Source organism: Candidatus Thiodiazotropha sp. AKAK2 (assembly GCF_058244685.1).
Genome location: NZ_JBSYOP010000036.1, coordinates 197,576 through 217,989, shown reverse-complemented (window position 1 = coordinate 217,989; position 20,414 = coordinate 197,576). Strand labels below are relative to the sequence as shown.

Genomic DNA, 20,414 nt, shown 5'->3' with positions numbered 1-20,414 from the left:
TCCCCGTCTCAGGCAAGGCTTGGTAAACTAGATTTACAAATCCTTGTCATAGGCAACAGAGTATAATCTGACAAAACTTCATAATATGCATTTAAACCCAACTCTTCTCTCTCTGATCTCGTTGATTCTGTTTATCTCCGGCTGTAGTTCCGACGGGGGGTATTTCTCCGATTCGGAACGTGAATATCGCAGCCAGAAAGAGAGTGTGGACGATCTGGAGATCCCGCCGGATCTTTCAAGCAATGCGATTCAGGATGCGATGACCATTCCCGGTGCCGGAAGTGCATCCTACGAAGAGTATGCCACCCAGAGGGAAAAACGCAGCTTTGGCACCATCGTAGCCGAAGAGGTGCTGCCGTCGTTTGAAGGCATCCAGGTTGAGCGGGATGGTGACAAGCGCTGGCTGGTGATCGCAGCGACACCCACAAAGGTGTGGCCAAAAGTGATTGAGTTCTGGCGTAAGAACGGTTTGCTGCTGGTGGAACAGAATCCGGCGGTGGGTGTGATGAAGACCGACTGGCTTGAGAGTCGGGCTGATATCAAACAGGGATACATCACTGAATTCTTCCGCCAGGCACTGGGTAGTGTCTATAGCTCTGCGACGAGAGACCAGTTTCGTGTGCGTCTTGATAACGGTCTGGAACCAGGCACCACCGAGCTCTATCTGACCCATCGTGGCATGGAAGAGAAGCTGAAAGAGGATATCAGTGGTGATGCCGATACCACTTACTGGTCTCCCAGGCCGAACGATCCGGATATCGAGGCCTCGATGCTGCGCAGTCTGATGGTCCATCTGGGCGTTGCTAACGAAAAAGCACAACAGGCCATATCCGCGCCGGATTCCAAACAGGATCGGGCTCGTCTGGTAGAGACTGACGAGCAGCCTGAATTATGGATCGATGAAGCCTTTGCACGGGCCTGGCGTCTGACTGGGGTTGCGCTGGACCGGGTAGGTTTTGCCGTGGAAGACCGGGATCGCTCCAGTGGTACCTATTTCGTTCGCTACAGCAACCTGCTGAATGAAGAGCAGGAAGAGAAAGGTTTCTTCTCACTGTTGGCTTTCTGGGATGACGAAGAGAGCAAGATCGATACTGAGGTTCAGTATCAGGTGAAACTGCTGGCGGAGGGTGAGGCTACCCGGGTGGTGGTGAGAAATGAGCAGGGTGAAGCAGCCGATCAGGTGGCTGTTAAAACCATTTTGGGTCTGATCCACGAACAGATACGCTGATCCCTATGCCCTTGCGATTCGCCTACCTTGGCAGTGGCAGCCGTGGTAATGCTCTGCTTATTGAATCAGCCAATGCAAGAATACTTCTCGATTGCGGTTTTGCGGCTCGGGAGATTGAGCGTCGGTTGAAACAACTGGATGTGGACCCGGCCAGCCTGACCGGGATCCTGATCACCCATGAACATGGGGACCATATTCGGGGTGTGGGGGCAATGGCGCGGCGTTACGCTCTTCCGGTTTGGATGACTCCGGGCACCTATCACAGCGCCAGCTACGGAGAGCTGCCCCAGCTCGAGTTGATCGACTGTCACACCGGACCCTGGACGATCGAGGATATCGCCATCCACCCCTATCCAGTGCCCCACGATTCAAGAGAGCCCTGTCAGTTTGTCCTGACAACCGGCAAGCAAAGCCTCGGGGTACTCACCGATGTAGGCCATATTACGCCCCATATCATCGAGCGTTTGCAATCCTGCGACAGTCTGGTGCTGGAGTTCAATCACGACCTGCAGATGCTGGCGGAAGGCCCCTATCCGCCGTCGTTACAGGCCAGGGTAGGTGGCAGTCATGGTCATTTGAGCAATCAGCAGGCGTTACAGTTGCTCAGCCGGGTGCCGGTGGAACGGTTCAGCCATCTGGTGGCCTCCCATATCAGTGAGAAGAACAACGATCCTGAGTTGGTCAAATCGATGGTTTCCCTCCATCTGCCCGAGCTGGAAGCCCGCATCAGTCTGGCTGAGCAGCATTGTGTCAGTGACTGGTTAAGTGTCTAGTGACCCTGTGTAGACAGCTCTCCCGGGCTGACAGGGTTTGTCTGAACAGGCTCATCGCCAGCTCGCTTCAGATGCCTTCATTCAGGTAGATTAGAGCATACTGAATTACTTCAATAGCTTTGAATTTCAGTAGCTTGGATATAGACTGGTAAGCTTGATAATGAACGGTGTTGTATCCTCTCCTGGCAACATCGTGAAACAGATAGAAGAATCAGGAGGGTGGAGGTTTTACGATATGGCGCATATCGTGGTTATAGGTGCCGGGACTGGCGGGATGCCATGTGCTTACGAACTTCGCATGGAGCTTGGTCGCGAACATGAAGTCACGATGATCAATGAACGGGAGTATTTCCAGTTCGTACCATCCAACCCATGGCTGGCAGTCGGCTGGCGCGACCGCTCCCATATCACCTTTGATATCCGCCCCCATCTCGAGCGTAAAGGCATCAACTTCATCGCCCAACGGGTAGAGAAGATCGATCCGGATGCCAATCGGCTCACGCTGGATAATGGCGACAGCGTGGAATTCGACTATCTGGTGATCGCGACCGGACCCAGGTTGGCATTTGAAGAGGTTGAAGGCAGCGGACCGGATGGTTTTACCGAATCGATCTGTACCGTCGACCATGCTGAAAAGGCCTATCAGGCCTATCTTGATCTGCTCGACGAGCCAGGGCATGTGATTATCGGTGCTATGCCTTTTGCCAGCTGTTTCGGACCGGCCTATGAGTTTGCCTTTATCATGGATTCAGACCTGCGTAAGCGCAAAGTCCGTGACAAGGTACCGATCACTTTTGTCACCTCCGAACCCTATATTGGTCATCTGGGGCTTGGCGGCGTAGGTGATTCGAAAGGTTTTCTGGAGAGTGATTTTCGCAATCACCATATCAACTGGATCACCAATGCAAAAGTGACCAAGGTTGAATATGGCAAGATGTTTGTGGAGCAGTTCGATGATTCCGGCCACAAGATAAAGGATCATGAACTGGCGTTTGAATACTCAATGATGCTGCCGGCATTCAAGGGAGTGGATGCGGTAGCCGAAGTGGAAGGCTTGTGTAATCCACGAGGTTTTGTGTTTGTCGATGATCATCAGCGCAATCCCAAATACCCCAATATCTATGCAGCGGGTGTCTGTATCGCCATCCCTCCGGTGGAAGCAACCGCGGTACCGACCGGTGCGCCGAAAACCGGCTATATGATCGAATCCATGGTGACCGCGATTGTGCACAATATTGCGGCTGATCTGGCGGGCAAGGAGGGAACAACCCTGGCAACCTGGAATGCGATCTGTCTGGCGGATATGGGGGATACTGGTGCTGCCTTCGTTGCATTGCCCCAGATACCACCGCGAAATGTGGCTTGGTTCAAGAAGGGTAAATGGGTTCATATGGCCAAGATCGCGTTTGAAAAATACTTCATCCGCAAGATGAAAAAGGGAACTTCGGAACCGATCTACGAAAAGTACATTCTCAAGATGTTAGGTATCGGTAAACTGAAGTAACATTCCGCCAATTTATCCAGCGGCAATCAGAGCCGCTGGTTTGCAGTTAACAGGCCCTCCAGGCCAACAGGCCCATACATGGCAATCACAAGACATCAAACCCGAAGTGTCGTGGTAGGTGGTGTGGTGATCGGCAGCGACGCCCCGGTGGTCGTGCAGTCGATGACCAACACAGACACGGCGGATGTTGACGCCACCAGCGAACAAGTGGCGGCTCTGGCCCGCGCCGGTTCGGAAATGGTGAGGATCACCGTGAACAATGAAGCGGCTGCGAAAGCGGTTAGCCGAATCCGTGAGCGTTTGGATCAACAGGGGCTTGATGTGCCGTTGGTGGGGGATTTTCACTTCAATGGGCATCGTCTGCTGAGCGATCATCCCGACTGCGCCCGGGCCTTGGCCAAGTATCGAATCAATCCCGGCAATGTGGGCAGTGGAGAGAAGCGTGACTCCCAGTATGCGCGCATGATCGAGCTCGCCTGTGAGCATCAGAAGCCGGTTAGAATCGGCGTCAACTGGGGCAGCCTGGATAAGGGTCTGGTAGCCCGCATGATGGATCAGAATGCCCGTGCGGAGAGACCGCTGGATGCGGATCAGATGACCCGGGAAATCATGGTGACCTCGGCCCTGGAGAGTGCCCAGCAGGCGATTGAGCTGGGTCTCTCCCCGTCACAGATCGTGCTCTCCTGTAAAATGAGCGGGGTACAGGATCTGATTGCGGTCTATCGGGAGCTGGCCAGTCGATGTGACTATGCCTTGCACCTCGGTCTTACCGAAGCAGGTATGGGATCGAAGGGTATCGTAGCCTCCAGTGCGGCCCTGGCGGTGCTGCTGCAGGAGGGGATCGGTGACACGATTCGTATCTCTCTGACACCGGAACCCGGTGGGGCAAGGACCCAGGAAGTGATCGTAGCCCAGGAGTTGCTGCAATCGATGGGTATACGAGCTTTCACGCCGATGGTGGTTGCCTGTCCCGGCTGCGGTCGAACCACCAGTACCTTTTTTCAACAGTTGGCCCAACAGGTCCAGACTCACTTGCGTGAACGGATGCCAGGCTGGCAGGAGCGGCATCCGGGGGTCGCTGAGATGTCGGTCGCGGTGATGGGATGTGTTGTCAACGGTCCGGGGGAGAGTAAGCAGGCGAATATCGGTATCAGTCTGCCGGGCACCGGGGAGTCACCCTCCGCACCGGTGTATGTGGATGGAGAAAAAACGGTCACCCTGAAAGGGGAACGGATTGCTGAACAGTTTATCCAACTGGTGGATGACTATGTTGAGAAACATTATCGTTAGCGGGCTTGTCACTACGAGGTGCGATAGCCCGTACAGCATTTGAATCGATGCCAGAAACCAGCTGCAGCCTGTCGTCATCAGCATCTGGTCTGGAGAAGAATAAATCTTGAGTTGAAATCACAATAAAGCCACCCATTGAGGAGGAGATGATGAAGAGATCCCTGACAATCCTGGCGCTACTGACCAGCCTATGCGTAATACCCGGCGTACAGGCCGAAGATGAAGCTCCACCAACGGTAACACTGAAGCGCCTATCCATGGAGACAGCCAATCAGATCGCCTTGGCCACAATCGAGGCCTGTAGAAAACAGGGTATCCAGATTGGAGTCACAGTGGTCGATCGGAACGGTATTGTGCAGGTGACCATGCGCGACACCATTGCGGCGCAAATCACCGTGCCGATCAGTCGCCAGAAAGCCTTCACCGCCGTCAATTTCAATGCCGCCACCTCAGCTTTGAAGAGCCGTGCAGACACGCCGATCGGACGTTTGGACGGGCTGGTGATGTCCGCCGGCGGATTGCCGGTTCAGGCCGGTGGCCAACTGCTCGGTGGGGTTGGGGTGAGTGGTGCCCCATCCGGTGAAACCGATGAGGCTTGTGCCCAGGCGGGAATCGATCAGGTGATCGATGATCTGGAGATGGAAATGTAAAACGTCGTGTTTTGGCCTAACAGACCCTAACCAGGTTTCGGCATGATCGGAGCACTCTTCTGGTGGTGGGCATCGGCTTCTACCACCGGTAGAGGCTCGCCCTCCAGAAAGGCGTCGGCGGCACGATAGGGATCTGTCTCACTGGTACAGATCACCTTCACCTGCTCCTGTTGCAGGCGTCTGATAAATCCCTGGCCAGCACTGGCGGTCAACAGGATGTCGGAGTCAAAAAGCGGGTGCCGCAAGCCCTTGAACTCATGCATGGACATCTCTTTCGGAAGATCCAACCTGTCGAGTTCAATCAGCTCCCCCTGTTTATTTCTGCCCAGGATCAGAAAACGGCGACACTTCCCCGCATGGGGTGTGATGGTACGGAAGTTCTGGCTGGTTACGGCAATTTTCATCATCTTCATCGGGCTGGTATTAAGATGCGCAAGCTACTCCGCTGAGACGCTCTTGAAGTGGGGGGCGGTTGAGACATTTTCAATCAGCAGCGATTTGGCCCACACTTCCATCAGGGCATTGGCTACCGGCATGGGTGCCTCGAGAAATGAGACAATGATCTGGTCATTCATCTGACAGATGCCGATCGATCTGGGTCGGCTGGCCAGTTGATCCGGAGTCTGCAGGGTGAAGCCGAAACAGAACACCAGATTGTAGGCCGCCACAATACCCTCTGCCAGCTGTCCTTCCGGGAGCTCAGCTGTGTGCTTCCTGTGATCGAAGGTGGCAATGAATTCAGCGGCCTTATGGGCCGAAATTTCTGATTCAAAGTAGGCAACAATCTCTTCAATTGAGTCAAATCGACACTCATCGAGATCGATTTGGAGTGAAAATACCGGAATCTCGATTTCCTTGACGACTTGGTGCAAGTGGCGTCTCCATTGACCATCGGGATTTGATGGCAGAACAGTTTATTGTCCTGGAAATGTACTGACAGGGCCGATCTAAAGCATTGAAAATGATCAATCCTCAGCGATTCGATGGAGATTGGGGGTATCCAGCAGGAATTGATTCGGTGCTGTCTCGATCAGCAGACTCTGTCGTTTGAATTCCGCAATGGTGCGACTGGCCGTCTCGGTGGTGATTCCCAACATGGCTCCCATGTCCTCTCTGGCGAACAGACTGCACTGGCTCTCATGGGTGTCTTTCACCAACCTCAACAGGAGCCGTGCGACCCGCTGTTTCGCCGATCCGGTGGAGAGCTCGGTCAGCCAGGCATCCGCCTCCTTGAGTGCCCGTTGCCAACGGTTGAGCAGCTCCATGTGGAGAGCCGGGTTTTCTTTACTGAGATTATCCACCACCCGTACCGGCAGGGCGCAGACTTCAGTCTCCTGCAGTACAACCGCATCGTGTTGATAGGCTTCGCCCAGGATGCACTCCAGGCCGGTGATATCGGTGCTGCGGATCAGGCGTACGATCCGTTGACTGCCGTCCGGCAGGTACTGAACAAGCTTGAGTATGCCGGAGCGAACGGTATACATGCGATCGCCTTTGTCGCCGGAATGATAGAGAGTGGATCCAACCGGAAGGGTGTATTGATCAATCGGGTCGTGCAGTTTTTCGAAATCCTCCTCTTTGAGGTCGGCGAACAGAACCGACTCACGCAGAGAGCATTTCAGGCAGTCCGCAACCCCATCCCTGGCTTCCTTGAAGGAAACGATCTTAACCATATTTTTTTACCACATAAAATTAACGGCCATCAGGCAACTGTAAACACGATCAACTGCAAGCTTATGATAATCTGTAGTTGATAGTCATTCGGTACCCATTATCTGCCAGATGCGACCATTAGTATTAACAGGCCCTAGTAGCAGTAACATCTTTGTTAACAGGTACTAGAACAGTCCTCAAACATATGGTTTTAGTTCCCCGGTTGGTCAAGCTTGGCAGCGTTGAGCAACCTTGGGTTGGGAATTATATTCCCAGCTCTGTAAACTTGTATTCTTTAAAGCAACATAAAACACAGCCACACAGTCAACCATACCAGAAGCGGCTTTCAAAGGCAGTGAATTTTTATCTGACTGTGGAACCGGTTTGGGCTGAGGTGTATGGTTGAACCTGTGTAACAGCAATTTTCCAAAGCAAAAGCCGGAGTGAAATCAGGGATAAAAAACATGCGCTTAACTGGGAAAGTGGGGTTGAAGCATTGCATCCATAGGGTGGTTCAGGCATCCGTGCTGTCTGCGGCAGAATCCTGTGTTGTTTTCGATGACCCATGGGGGCACTGGTCATGAGTCGTCAAGAGCAGATTACTGCGACGCAACATATTCTGGTCGTGGATGATCAGCAGGCCAATCTGGACAGTCTGCAGCTGATCTTAAAGTTCAATTACCAGGTCTCTCTGGCCTCCACGGGTCAGGCCTGTCTGGATCAACTGGCGGTTGCAACGCCGGATCTTATACTGCTGGATGTGGATATGCCGATGATGGACGGCTTAACTGTCTGTCGTATCATCAAAGCCAATCCTGCCACATCGGACATTCCGGTGATCTTCGTCTCTGCCCTATCAAGATTGAGTGAACGACTGGCCGGCTATCGGGCTGGTGCCGATGACTATGTCGCCAAACCCTACGATGCCAAAGAGTTACTCCTCAAGATCAGAGTCGCATTGAACAATCGGCATGATCTGGAGAATGCGAAACAACGTTCTGTTTTGATCCGGGAAGAGATGGAGGATTCTCTGGCACTATCCACGGAATTGGCAGAGATAGCCAAGTTTATCGGCCGCACGCTGGAGTGCGATGATATTCGTTCCCTGGGCGAACAGATGCTGGTTACTCTGGAGCGTTTCGGTTTGCGGGTGATTGTACGGATGATTCCCAGTGGCCACTATTTTTCCCATGCAGGCGAGGTTGGTGTGCTGGATCAGGAGATGATGGAGAGTATGTATGAAAAGGGGCGGATCATCGATTTCGGTCATCGTACCCTGATCAATACGGAATCTGTCTCACTGCTGGTGCGAAATATGCCCATCCATGATGATGACCGCTATCATCGCTGGAAAGAGAATATCAATCTGATGGTTGAAGTGGTTAACCAACGTATCTCCGATGTCCAAAGATTACTGGATAAATCGGGTGAGCGAGAACGCCTGCAGCCTTTGATCAATGGCCTTCATCAACTGATTGAAACTGTCCAGGAGAGGGGCTATGAAGTGGTGAAGGAGGAGGCGGCTGACACGGTTAGTCGCCTGCTAATGGCCTGGGAATCGAAACAGACGATTTAACGAGGCAGACTGGAATGCTGCTTGATAACGTACACCTGCAGCAAATCATTTGTTATGCGGCAGGCCATTATTTCTGAGATTAACCGCCAATGAACGCGAATCACCGTAAAATGCCACAAAACGCCTTTGCGATACGGCTTCTTTTGGTGTTGATTGGCGCCCATTAGCGGTTTCATTCTCTTAGGGCCGTCTGATCACACTAAAGTCAGAACTATCTTTTTTCGTTGATGCATTCAGCCGACTTTCGGCAGATTGGCGAGGGACTCCTGGATCGCCGCATCAGGATAGTCATAATCCTCCAGCTCACCCTTGAAATAACGATCATATGAGCTCATGTCGAAGTGGCCATGACCGGAGAGATTGAACAGCAGGGTTTTGGGTTCACCGGTCTCTGCGCAGCGTTTGGCTTCACGAATGGTCGCCGCCACCCCGTGGCACGATTCGGGCGCCGGAATAATGCCCTGGGTTTTGGCAAACAGCACACCGGCTTCGAAAGTCTCCAGCTGGGGAATCGCCACCGCACTCAACAACCCCTCATTGTAGAGTTGGCTGACCAGTGCCGATTCGCCATGGTAACGCAAGCCACCGGCGTGGATTCCCGGTGGCATGAAGTCGTGACCAAGGGTATACATTTTGGTTAACGGGGTAAGGCCTTCGGTATCCCCGAAATCATAGGCATAGACACCCTTTGTCAGCGTCGGGCAGGAGGTTGGTTCCACCGCAACCAGCTCCACCTCTTTGCCGCTCGCCTTATCGGCAAAAAACGGAAATGCCACACCGGCGAAATTGGAGCCACCACCACAGGGGGCAAAGATCATGTCAGGGTATTCACCGATCATTTCGAACTGCTTTTTCGCCTCTTCACCTATGATAGTCTGATGCAGGATGACATGATTGAGTACGGATCCCAGTGCATAGTTGGTATCGGAACGGCCTGCCGCCTCTTCCACCGCTTCTGAGATGGCTATCCCCAGGGAGCCGTCGGAGTCCGGATGCTTTTCCAGAATATGCCTTCCCGACTGGGTCATATCGGTCGGGCTGGCGAAGACCTCGGCACCCCAGGTCTGCATCATGGAGCGACGGTAGGGTTTTTGACCGTAGCTGACCTTCACCATATAGACCCTGACATCAAGGCCGAACATCTGCCCCGCCAGAGCAATCGAACAGCCCCACTGTCCGGCGCCGGTTTCGGTGGTCAGGCGTTTGATACCCTGTTGTTTGTTGTAATAGGCTTGAGCGACCGCAGTGTTCGGTTTGTGCGAGCCGGCCGGGCTGACCGCTTCGTTCTTGAAATAGATCTTCGCCGGAGTGTTCAGCGCCTGTTCCAATCGTTCGGCACGATAGAGCGGTGATGGCCGCCAAAGCGTGAGTACTTCCCGTACCTCTTCCGGTATTGGTATCCAGCGCTGTGCACTGACTTCCTGTTCGATGATGGCCTCGGGAAATATTGCGCTCAGTGCATCCGGCGTCACCGGATTTCCATCAGGAGCAAGGATTGCTGCCGGGGGATTAGGCATGTCGGCCACAACGTTATACCAATGGGTCGGCATTTCTGCTTCTTTAAGCAGAATCTTGGTTTTCATGGTGTTCTCTCTCCAGATAAATGGCCAACCGGGTAGCCATCTTAGATAATCTATGCTGACAGATGAGTCGGCCGCGTCTCAGCAGCATTGCTGCAGCAGATAAATGGCGTGCCAATTCATCAATCAATCGCTAAGCTAAAGCACTTACCTGCTTTCACTTAGGCTTTCTGTCACCTTTGAGCATGCTTGATGCACAGAGCGTGACCTATTATGGTGCAGAGCAAAACTCGGCTCAATTACTTTTCTTGATATAGATCATTCGGGCCTGTTAACACGAATCCAATACGCCCTGTTGGGACTGTTTTTGTGCCCAGTAAGGCAGAATGAGCGTAGTGTAGTCATTCTACACGAGCGAATGATAACGCCACTGGGTGCAAAAACAGTCCCAGCCCTTCGGGTTGCGCCTGAAAAAGCGCCACTCGGCGTTGCTCGTCGCTCATTTGGAACAACCAAACTTAGCTCCTGGCGCCTTGAATGGCGCTTTTTCAGGCACAACAGGGCGTATTGGATTCGTGTTAACAGGCCCTAGCATTCACAATAGGAAAATCGATGCCTTTAATTACCCTGCGCAATCTCCATCTGAGCTTTGGTGACGCTCCTTTGCTGGATGGTATCGAGCTGAGCATCGAGAAGGGTGAGCGCATTGCCTTGCTGGGTCGCAACGGTATGGGCAAATCGACTCTGATGAAAGTGATCATGGGAACCCAGCAAGCTGATGATGGGGATCGGGTAGTCAGTAATGGGGTCAGTGTCGCACGACTGATTCAGGAAGTGCCACAGGATATCGAAGGTACGGTCTATGATCTGGTGGCGGACGGTATTGGTGATCTGGCGGAAAAGTTGAAGACCTATCATCGTATCAGTCATCGTCTGGGGGAGGGGGATCAGTCGCTACTCGACAGCCTGGCAAAAGCCCAACACGATCTCGAAGCCGCTGGCGGTTGGCAACTTGAACAGCGGGTGGAAACCACGATCTCCCGAACCGGCCTGGATGCGGATGCAAAGTTCGGTGAACTCTCGGGCGGTATGAAACGACGGGTTCTGCTGGCCCAGGCGCTGGTGGCCGAGCCCGACCTGTTGTTACTCGACGAACCGACCAACCATCTCGACATCGAGGCCATCGACTGGATGGAAAACCTGCTGTTGGGATTCTCCGGTGCGGTGTTGTTCGTTACCCATGACCGGGCTTTTCTGCGTCGTCTGGCGACCAGGATCCTGGAGCTCGACCGGGGCGAGCTAACGGATTGGCCCGGCAACTACGACAACTTCCTGCGCCGCAAGGAGGAGATGCTGAATGCCGAGGCGCAGGCCAATGCCCGTTTCGATAAAAAGCTGGCACAGGAGGAGATCTGGATACGCCAGGGCATCAAAGCAAGACGCACCCGCAATGAGGGACGAGTCAGACAGCTGAAATCGATGCGGGATGAGCGAAGTAAACGTCGCAGCAGCATGGGGCAGGTGAAGATGCAGCTGCAGACCGCTGAGAGATCGGGGAAACTGGTGGTTGAAGTCGATGATGTCAGCTACGCCTGGGAAGAAAAACCGATCATCCGTGGACTCTCAACCACCATCATGCGCGGTGACCGGGTCGGCATTATCGGACCCAACGGTTCGGGTAAGACAACCTTGCTGAATCTGTTGCTCGGCCAACTGCAACCGGAACAGGGCCAGGTGAAACTCGGTACACAGATTCAGGTTGCCTATTTCGATCAGCTACGCAGTCAATTAAACGAATCCCTGTCAGTTCAGGAAAATGTGGGGGGTGGCAGCGATAAAGTGGAGATCGATGGTAAAAGTAAACATATCATCTCCTATCTACAAGATTTTCTGTTCACTCCTGAACGTGCCAGAGCACCGGTGAACGCTCTCTCCGGTGGAGAACGAAATCGTCTGCTGTTGGCCAAACTGTTTACCAAGCCGGCCAATGTGCTGGTGCTTGATGAACCGACCAACGATCTGGATATTGAAACCTTGGAACTGCTTGAAGAGTTGTTGGTGAGTTACCAGGGTACGCTGTTGCTGGTCAGTCATGACCGGGAGTTTCTCGACCACTCTGTGACCAGCTGCCTGATTTTCGAAGGGGAAGGCCGTGTCATCGAATCTGTTGGTGGATACAGTGATTGGGAGCAAAAACAGCAGCAGATAACTATCAGTAGAGACAATGCCGCTCAGGAAAAGGTCAAGTCTCAACGGCAGAAGCCGAAAAACAGAACAGCAAAGTTGAGTTATAAAGATCAGCGGGAACTGGATCAATTACCGCAACAAATTGAGCAGCTGGAGCAATCCCTCAGCGGCTTGCAGGAGCAGCTCAGCGATCCGGATCTCTATCAGACCGGCGAAGCAGAGCAGGTCGTTGAGCTGCAACAGCAGATGACAGAGGTGGAACATGACCTGGAGCAGGCCTATGCGCGATGGGAAGAACTCGAGACATTCAAAGCAGGGGGTTGAATATGGCCGAATTTTCTCGTCCGGTGTGGTGTTCAGGTCAATCCTGATGCTGTTGCTGTGGTCGCTGTTGACGACTGCTTCGGCAGGTGGCAGCTGCGTGGTCGCCAAGCGCCAAGGGGACTCCCTGGCGATTGAGTGGCAGGCCTCCTTTTCCGACAGTGCGTTGTCGGCCATGGAGAAGGCGAAAAAAAGACTGCTCGATCAGGGATATCGCAAAAAGGGTCAGGATGTACACGCTCAAGCCGGCAGTGATCTGCCCCATGCCTATGTGGTGATCGTCAAGACCGTCTACAACACCCTGAGAGGCCAGCCACGAACCAGCTACGGTTGTGGCTTCAGCCCTGTCTCCGCAGGGGAAGCTGAACGGGCGGCACTCTACGATCTGCGAAACTACTCCTGGGGCTGGAAGCCGGAGTTTGGCTATGAAGTGATGGAGCGTTTCCGCTATTGAGCGGCTTCGAGTGTCTCTGGAATGGTATAGATAGAACGGATTTGCATTAGCTGTAACTGACTGATTAAAAAAATTTACGTATGATCAATGTACTGTTGGCTTGTAGCCGCTGTATTGTGCCGGTTTTCTAAAATGGTTGTGTCGTCATTCCCTATCAGCCTGTTGTTCGATTTTCGGTTTTGATCAAGCTATAGCGGGAGCTGGAGTCTATCAAGCTGCCGGGTTTGGCTGCCCACCTACTCGATTGGATTTCTACCTGATTAATTGCCATGGGAATACCACCAGCTGTGCGGGGGGACTAGGGCCTGTTAATACGAATCCAATAGACCCTGTTGTGCCTGAAAAAGCGCCAATCAAGGCGTGAGGAGCACAATTTGGTTGTTCCAAGTGAGCGACGAGTAACGGGTAGTGAGACTATTTCAGGCGCAACCTCACCTATAGATGACATTACGAGAACTGAGGCTTTTTTTCACCCAGCTCCGTTACCCTGAAAACAGAGAACTTATTCAGTTTTTTCTTCAGAAACCTGCCTGGATAGGCTCTTTTTTGCCTCAAGTCGTTGCTTGGAAATTTGTATTGTCGATCTGTGTCTATTCGCTACTGACGCTCTGTCACCAAACTCCCCATTAAATGAAATAGGGCCTCCCCAAAGGATTGTGATGGATATCGTCTGGCATGCTAAATAATAAAAAGCTAATATAAGAAAATACTTACTTTATTCTAATTTGACCAGGGCATTCCACCATGCAGGACCCTACAAAACAGTCAGACAGCGAACTTGGCCGCGTCGAAACCAAAGAGACGACCTGTTACATGTGCGCTTGCCGTTGCGGCATCCGGGTGACCCTGCGTGATGGAGAAGTGCGGCATATCGAGGGGAATCCCAATCACCCTTTGAATAAGGGGGCAATTTGCGCCAAGGGCTCCTCCGGCATCATGAAGCAGTACTCCCCGGCCAGACTGACCAAACCGCTGCTGCGAAAACCGGGTTCCGAGCGTGGCGATTCCGAGTTTGAGGAGATCTCCTGGGAAAAGGCCTTCGATCTGGTCGAAGAGCGGCTGGGAAAGATACGTGCTGATGATCCCAAGCGGTTCGCCCTGTTCACCGGGCGTGATCAGATGCAGGCCCTGACCGGCCTGTTTGCGAAACAGTTCGGTACCCCTAACTATGCGGCCCATGGCGGCTTCTGCTCGGTCAACATGGCGGCCGGCCTGATCTATACCATCGGCGGCTCCTTCTGGGAGTTCGGTGGACCGGATCTGGAGCGCTCAAAACTGTTCATCATGATCGGGACAGCGGAGGATCACCACTCCAATCCGATGAAGATCGCCCTGGCGGATTTCAAGCGACGCGGTGGCAGATTTATCTCCATCAATCCGATCCGTACCGGTTATTCTGCAATCGCCGATGAGTGGGTACCGATCAAACCGGGTACCGATGGTGCCTTGTTGCTGGCCATCATTCGTGAATTGATCCAGCAAGGGCTCTACGATCGTGAATTCCTGATCAAATACACCAACTCCGCCGAACTGGTGGTGGATGATCCTGAATTGGACGACCACGGCCTGTTTCGTCGTTTCGAAACCCATGTGGAAGAGGGCTGTTTCGATCCGGAGAACAAACTCTGGTGGGATCGGGAGCTGGACCGGGAGATATCGACCCACACGCCTGGCACCGACCCTCGACTGCTCGGCAGTTTCATACTGGAGGACGGCACCAAGGTAAAACCGGCCTTTCAGTTGCTGAAAGAGCGTGTCGAGGAGTATACCGTCGAATGGGCGGAAGATATTACCGGGATTCCGGCGGAGACCATCAAGCGGCTGGCTCATGAAATGGGTGTGGTTGCCAGGGACCAGAAGATCGAGCTGCCGATCCAATGGACCGACAGCTGGGGCAATGACCACGAGAGTGTCACCGGCAACCCGGTATCGTTTCATGCCATGCGCGGACTGGCGGCACACTCCAACGGTTTTCAGGCGATTCGCTCCTTGGGCATTCTGATGACCATTCTCGGGACCGTCGATCGGCCGGGTGGTTTTCGCCATAAAGCGCCTTTTCCCAGACCCATACCCCCGTGCCCCAAGCCACCCAATTCTCCTGATGGAGTACAGCCCAATACCCCGCTGGACGGCATGCCCCTGGGCTGGCCCTCGAAACCGGACGACTTGTTCGTCGATGAGCAGGGTGAGGCGGTACGCATCGACAAGGCTTTCTCCTGGGAGTACCCCCTGTCGGTGCATGGACTGATGCACAATGTGATCACCAACGCCTGGCGGGGTGACCCCTATCCGATCGATACTCTGCTGCTGTTCATGGCGAATATGGCGTGGAACTCCTCCATGAACACGGAAAATGTCAGGGATATGCTGAAGGATAAGGATGAAAACGGAGAGTATAAGATCCCGTTCATCATCGTCGCCGACGCATTTCAGTCGGAGACCGTGGCCTTTGCCGATCTGGTACTGCCCGATACCACCTATCTGGAGCGTCATGATGCGATGTCGATGCTCGACCGGCCGATATCGGAATTTGACGGGCCGGTGGACTCGGTACGTATTCCGGTGGTGCTTCCAAAAGGGGAGTGTAAGCCTTTTCAGGAGGTGCTGATCGAGCTGGGCAGCCGACTCGGTCTGCCGGCGTTCGTCAAACAGGATGGCAGCCGCAAGTTTCGGGACTACCCAGACTTTATCACCAACTATGAGAGTTCCCCCGGATCCGGGATCGGTTTTCTCGCCGGCTGGCGGGGCAAGGGTGGTGAGAAGTTTCTCAAAGGCGAGCCCAATCCCCGCCAGTGGGAGATGTACCAGAAGAATGGTTGCGTCTACCATCATGAACTGCCGAAATCCTACCAGTACATGCGCAACTGGAACCAGGGCTATCTGGAGTGGGCCAGGGCACATGGCATGACCCGCTATGTGGAGCCGATCACCCTGCATCTCTATTCCGAAGTGCTGCAGCGATTCCGTCTTGCGGCGCAGGGTAAGTCGTCAGGTAAGCAACCACCGGAGCGGTTGCGCAAAAGGATCATCAGCCATTTCGATCCTCTGCCTTTCTATACCGCGCCACTGGAACACAAACTGATCGACTCGAGACAGTATCAGATCAGTGCGTTAACTCAGCGCCCAATGGCCATGTACCACTCCTGGGATTCGCAAAACGCCTGGTTGCGCCAGATTCACACCCATAACTACCTGTTCGTCAATCCCAAGCTGGCGGAGGCCAACGGCTTTGGTGATGGAGATTGGATCTGGGTTGAATCACCCACCAATAAAGTTCGCTGTATGGCGCGTCTCTCGGAAGCGGTGGAGCCCACCACGGTGTGGACCTGGAATGCCATCGGCAAGGCGGCCGGTGCCTGGGGCTTGAGCGCCAAAGCGAATGAGTCGCAAAAGGGTTTTCTGCTCAACCATTTGATCTCCGAGGAGCTGCCACCCTGTGACGCCGGGGAACATATGTCGAACTCCGACCCTGTCACCGGCCAGGCCGCCTGGTTCGATGTGCGGGTAAAGATCTACCCGGCCGGCGAGGATGAGCCGAAGGTCACATCACCACAATTCAAAGTGCAGAAAAAAGTGCCGGGCCAGGATCCTCAGCGGGGCCGTTGGCAGGCCTACTTCGCCGGAATGTTTCGGCGCAAGCACAAACTTGACTGAATGATTTAACGAGTGGTTTTAACATGACACAACTTGCACTTGTCATCGATTTAAACGTCTGTGTCGGCTGTCACGCCTGTGTGACCAGTTGCAAAGAGTGGAACACCTCCGGTTGGGCCGGTCCGATGACCGACCAGCGACCCTACGGGGAGGATCCTACCGGCACCTTCTTCAATCGGGTGCAGACCTATGAGGCGGGTGTCTTTCCGCATACCGAGACCTATCACTTTCCCAAGTCCTGTCTGCATTGTGAGGATCCACCCTGCGTACCGGTGTGTCCGACCGGCGCTTCCTATAAACGTGAAGATAATGGCGTGGTACTGGTCGATTATGACAAGTGTATCGGTTGCAAATACTGTTCCTGGGCCTGCCCCTACGGTGCGCGGGAGATCGATGAAAAGCTACGGGTGATGAAGAAGTGCACTTTGTGTATCGATCGCATAACCGATATGAGCCTGCCCGAGTCAGAGCGTAAACCGGCCTGTGTACTGGCCTGTCCGACAAGTGCGCGGCTGTTCGGTGATGTGCATGATTCGGATTCTGAAGTCTCCGTGGCGATCCGTGAGGAGGGCGGCTATGCCCTGCAGCCTGAGTGGGGGACGAAGCCAGCCAACCACTATCTGCCACGTCGCAAGACCCGTATTCAGATTCATGAGGATGAACTGGTTCGGGCTGACAACCCATTGAAGAAAGAGCAGTTGCCCACGCTGCCTGAGGGTGGTGAGACTCTGGACGATGTGGCCTGGTGATCGGTATCAGTGGGCATAGAGATTATGTTGCTGAAGCAACCCAGGGCAAATGTCGACAACCGTAGCGCCGTGATGTCGTCGTGTGTTGAGTGGCTTCAGGCTATTTGAGTTTTTGGAGAATTTATCATGCATCCAGCCTTTTCAGTCATATTTCTGACTACGCTGATCGGCGTTGGACAAGGGCTGTTCCTGGCCCTGTTTACCGGTCAGCTCTATGCGCTGGCCAATCTGTTACCGGCGCAGACCGATGCGTTTTACGCCCAAGGCAGTTTGATTGCGTTGCTGTTACTGATCGCTGGGCTGGTGGCTTCGGTGTTTCATCTAGGACGTCCTGAACGGGCTTGGCGTGCCGCCACCCAGTGGCGTACTTCCTGGTTGTCCCGAGAGGTGATCGTCTTGCCGGCGGCGATGATGTTTACCGCCCTTTACGGTCTGTTCCACTATTTAGGTTGGACCCAACCCCTGTTTGTCATCTCCCAGACTCTGCCGGTGGATGCCACATTGATCGTTGGGGCATTGGGGACCGTGGCCACCTTTCTGCTGTTTCTCTGTACGGCGATGATCTATGCCAGCCTGCGTTTCATCAAAGCCTGGCACTCACCATTGACCGTGGCCAATTTTCTGTTTCTCGGTATCGCTTCCGGGTTCATGCTGGCGGCTGCCCTGTCGGCCTATCTCTCATCCAGTCTGGTGGTTTTCTATGGTACCTGGGCGGTTGTGGCGACCCTCCTGGGTGCCATCAGTCGTGGTGCAGCTCTCTATCGCAACAACGATTTTCGTTGCAAGATCAGTATGCAGTCAGCAATCGGCGTGCACCATGCCAAGCTGCATCAAAAAGCCCAGGGGTTTATGGGTGGGGCATTCAACACCAGGGAGTTCTTTCACGGCAAGAGCGATGCTCTGCTGCAGATGCTGCGCTACGGTTTTCTGCTGATGGTTTTCATCTTGCCGGTACTGCTGATATTGCTTGCCTATCTGCTTGAGTCCTCACGATTGCCGATCGCAGCATTTCTGATTCAATATGCCGGTTTGGTGATCGAGCGCTACTACTTTTTTACTGAGGCCAAACATCCGCAAAACCTCTATTACCAGAGTATGGCGTAGCGCATTCCAGGGCCTGAATGCAGAGCCCTGTTTTTAAGGTTCCGGGTAAATAAATCGGAGGGTTAGATCATGAAATGGTTTACTATTTTACTGTTGAGTCTGACGGCGTTGTCGGCAAAGGCCGATGTGGCGGTGCTGGTGCATGGTTATCTTGGCAGTGCCGCTTCCTGGGAGCGCAGTGGCGTCACCAATCTGCTGCACCAGGGTGGCTGGCAGGCGGCCGGTGTCCTAACGCCTCGAGGTTTGCTGCCTCTGCCGGGTGCCGAGGCGGAGAATAAGTTCTATACCGTGGAACTGCCTTCGATTGCGCCCATTGCAAGCCAATCAAGGATCCTCAACGGCATGCTGAATGCGGTTGCCCAAAAGCACCCCGATGAGTCGCTGGTTTTGGTCGGTCACTCGGCCGGTGGCGTGGTTGCGCGCATGACCCTGGTGATGGGCGAGATTCCGGCCAAGGCGCTGGTCACCATCGCCTCACCCCATTTGGGTACTGGACGTGCCGTGCAGGCGTTGGATGAGACGGATGATGTTTTTCCGATCAGTATGGTGAAATCATTCTTTGTCGGAGACATCTACGATGTGGTGAGAGACTCCTGGGGGGTACTGCTCGACCTGACCCCTGAGCATCCCGGCACTCTGCTGTTTTGGCTTAACCGTCAACCACATCCGGAGATCGAATATGTGTCAGTGATCCGGCCTGGACCCGTGGGTCTGGGGGATGAGGTCGTTCCAGCCTATAGCCAGGATATGAACAATATCCCGGTGCTGAAAGGGCGGGTGAAGAGTCGGCACACGACGCTCAGTCACTCACTCCATCCGGTTGATGGTGAAGTGCTGGCCGATATTTTGTCATCACTTTGAGTGGCGATCTGCCTGGCGGCAGAAGCTGAACTGCTTGGTCGCCGGGTGGATATGTCGTGGCTTGGTCACAAATCATCGGACGTGACCATAATGCGGTTAAGGAGTGACTTGCCTGATCTCAGGTGACGGTAATATTTTGCGTCCGTTTGCGTTGTTCTGCGTACCTCGGCGTCACATTGAGCTTAGCCTGATCGTATCCATTCCGTTTTCAGTCGATCGCCATGACTCTGGTGATCAGATTATCGCGACGCCTGTCCGATTTTCGCCGCTCGCCAGACTGATGATCGTAGTTTTGCATGTTTCGTCTGTCGCGATTGGCAAATCTTCTTTGATAGCGGTGAGGTCTCAGATAGAGGCCGTTGACGGTACGGCCATCCAGGTTATCAATAATGGTATCGGTTACCGACGTTGGATTAACCTGGACGATGGCATGATATTCAATACTGTCCTTCTGCAGATCCCGGATACGGATGATTTTTGTACGTTTGATTCGTGGTTTTTTGAATACGGATAGGGGTGACCAATTGCTGCGGGCGCCCTTCAGGGTGACGTTCTGGATCTCTTTCAGGGTTACATTCTTAGGAAGATGTTTATAAAAAATCCACATGGTTGCCTCCAAAAATTATCGCTGATCCACAAGTTTCTTCCGGTGAACAGTGTTCCAAAATCCTTGGAGGGGTGGTATCACAAAAATGTGTCAGTGCAATGAACAAACGCTGTATTATGGTTTGTCATCATGGATCTGAATGTGATTTGCCTCTCCTATGCCGATCTTTCCTCAATCTATCCTTAATTATAGAGAGAGACAGCTGGTCAGAATAGAGTCGAATAAACGCTGGCATCGACCGATGCACAGGTGACTGAAAACCGACCTAAGATAGGTTTGTATG

17 protein-coding genes are annotated in these 20,414 nt (G+C 53.4%); 12 read left to right on the top strand and 5 right to left on the bottom strand.

Annotated elements, in window-relative coordinates:
- Nucleotides 1-85: 85 nt before the first annotated feature.
- From bamC to AC4IE8_RS19025, 5 genes are all read left to right on the top strand, one after another.
- Nucleotides 86-1,228, top strand: coding sequence for an NlpB/DapX family lipoprotein (bamC, locus tag AC4IE8_RS19045; RefSeq protein WP_068987897.1), 1,143 nt, complete (start codon nucleotides 86-88; stop codon nucleotides 1,226-1,228).
- Nucleotides 1,229-1,233: 5 nt separating this feature from the next.
- The gene (locus AC4IE8_RS19040; RefSeq protein ID WP_068987898.1) at nucleotides 1,234-2,001 is read left to right on the top strand and encodes an MBL fold metallo-hydrolase; all 768 of its coding nucleotides are present in this window, start codon (nucleotides 1,234-1,236) and stop codon (nucleotides 1,999-2,001) included.
- Nucleotides 2,002-2,236: 235 nt separating this feature from the next.
- A complete protein-coding gene (locus AC4IE8_RS19035; RefSeq protein WP_068987899.1) occupies nucleotides 2,237-3,505 on the top strand; it encodes an NAD(P)/FAD-dependent oxidoreductase in 1,269 nt (422 codons plus the stop codon).
- Nucleotides 3,506-3,583: 78 nt separating this feature from the next.
- Nucleotides 3,584-4,795, top strand: coding sequence for a flavodoxin-dependent (E)-4-hydroxy-3-methylbut-2-enyl-diphosphate synthase (ispG, locus tag AC4IE8_RS19030; RefSeq protein ID WP_068987900.1), 1,212 nt, complete (start codon nucleotides 3,584-3,586; stop codon nucleotides 4,793-4,795).
- Between the two features lie 149 nt (nucleotides 4,796-4,944).
- Nucleotides 4,945-5,445 (top strand): GlcG/HbpS family heme-binding protein, encoded by a 501-nt coding sequence (locus AC4IE8_RS19025; RefSeq protein ID WP_068988577.1) that lies wholly within the window; start codon nucleotides 4,945-4,947, stop codon nucleotides 5,443-5,445.
- A gap of 26 nt (nucleotides 5,446-5,471) precedes the next feature.
- Here AC4IE8_RS19025 and AC4IE8_RS19020 read toward each other — a convergent pair whose 3' ends face one another.
- From AC4IE8_RS19020 to AC4IE8_RS19010, 3 genes are all read right to left on the bottom strand, one after another.
- A complete protein-coding gene (locus AC4IE8_RS19020) occupies nucleotides 5,472-5,858 on the bottom strand; it encodes a NifB/NifX family molybdenum-iron cluster-binding protein (RefSeq protein WP_490791743.1) in 387 nt (128 codons plus the stop codon).
- 24 nt (nucleotides 5,859-5,882) lie between these two features.
- A complete protein-coding gene (locus AC4IE8_RS19015) occupies nucleotides 5,883-6,317 on the bottom strand; it encodes a DUF6858 family protein (protein ID WP_068987901.1) in 435 nt (144 codons plus the stop codon).
- A gap of 93 nt (nucleotides 6,318-6,410) precedes the next feature.
- On the bottom strand, nucleotides 6,411-7,118 hold the full coding sequence (locus AC4IE8_RS19010; RefSeq protein ID WP_068987902.1) for a Crp/Fnr family transcriptional regulator: 708 nt from the start codon (nucleotides 7,116-7,118) through the stop codon (nucleotides 6,411-6,413).
- Between the two features lie 560 nt (nucleotides 7,119-7,678).
- Here AC4IE8_RS19010 and AC4IE8_RS19005 point away from each other — a divergent pair.
- Nucleotides 7,679-8,674 carry a response regulator gene (locus tag AC4IE8_RS19005; RefSeq protein ID WP_490791742.1) on the top strand — a complete coding sequence of 332 codons (996 nt, stop codon included), beginning with the start codon at nucleotides 7,679-7,681 and terminating at the stop codon, nucleotides 8,672-8,674.
- Between the two features lie 233 nt (nucleotides 8,675-8,907).
- On the opposite strand, the gene AC4IE8_RS19000 is transcribed toward AC4IE8_RS19005, so the two are convergent.
- On the bottom strand, nucleotides 8,908-10,257 hold the full coding sequence (locus tag AC4IE8_RS19000; protein WP_068987905.1) for a TrpB-like pyridoxal phosphate-dependent enzyme: 1,350 nt from the start codon (nucleotides 10,255-10,257) through the stop codon (nucleotides 8,908-8,910).
- Between the two features lie 549 nt (nucleotides 10,258-10,806).
- Here AC4IE8_RS19000 and uup point away from each other — a divergent pair.
- The 6 genes from uup to AC4IE8_RS18970 all read left to right on the top strand — a co-directional run bounded on the left by uup (nucleotide 10,807) and on the right by AC4IE8_RS18970 (nucleotide 19,524).
- Nucleotides 10,807-12,705, top strand: a complete 1,899-nt coding sequence (uup, locus tag AC4IE8_RS18995) for an ATP-binding cassette ATPase Uup (RefSeq protein WP_068987906.1) — start codon at nucleotides 10,807-10,809, stop codon at nucleotides 12,703-12,705.
- Nucleotides 12,662-13,156 carry a hypothetical protein gene (locus AC4IE8_RS18990; protein ID WP_490791741.1) on the top strand — a complete coding sequence of 165 codons (495 nt, stop codon included), beginning with the start codon at nucleotides 12,662-12,664 and terminating at the stop codon, nucleotides 13,154-13,156. Before uup ends, AC4IE8_RS18990 begins: the two co-directional genes overlap by 44 nt.
- Nucleotides 13,157-13,900: 744 nt before the next feature.
- Nucleotides 13,901-16,810 (top strand): sulfite dehydrogenase subunit SoeA, encoded by a 2,910-nt coding sequence (gene soeA / locus AC4IE8_RS18985; RefSeq protein ID WP_068987908.1) that lies wholly within the window; start codon nucleotides 13,901-13,903, stop codon nucleotides 16,808-16,810.
- 23 nt (nucleotides 16,811-16,833) lie between these two features.
- Nucleotides 16,834-17,559 carry a sulfite dehydrogenase subunit SoeB gene (soeB, locus tag AC4IE8_RS18980; RefSeq protein ID WP_068987909.1) on the top strand — a complete coding sequence of 242 codons (726 nt, stop codon included), beginning with the start codon at nucleotides 16,834-16,836 and terminating at the stop codon, nucleotides 17,557-17,559.
- A gap of 126 nt (nucleotides 17,560-17,685) precedes the next feature.
- Nucleotides 17,686-18,663 (top strand): sulfite dehydrogenase subunit SoeC, encoded by a 978-nt coding sequence (gene soeC / locus AC4IE8_RS18975; protein WP_068987910.1) that lies wholly within the window; start codon nucleotides 17,686-17,688, stop codon nucleotides 18,661-18,663.
- 69 nt (nucleotides 18,664-18,732) lie between these two features.
- A complete protein-coding gene (locus AC4IE8_RS18970; protein ID WP_068987911.1) occupies nucleotides 18,733-19,524 on the top strand; it encodes an esterase/lipase family protein in 792 nt (263 codons plus the stop codon).
- Between the two features lie 208 nt (nucleotides 19,525-19,732).
- Here the strand turns inward: AC4IE8_RS18970 and AC4IE8_RS18965 are convergent, their stop codons facing one another.
- Nucleotides 19,733-20,131 carry a hypothetical protein gene (locus AC4IE8_RS18965; RefSeq protein ID WP_068987912.1) on the bottom strand — a complete coding sequence of 133 codons (399 nt, stop codon included), beginning with the start codon at nucleotides 20,129-20,131 and terminating at the stop codon, nucleotides 19,733-19,735.
- Between the last annotated feature and the right edge of the window lie 283 nt (nucleotides 20,132-20,414).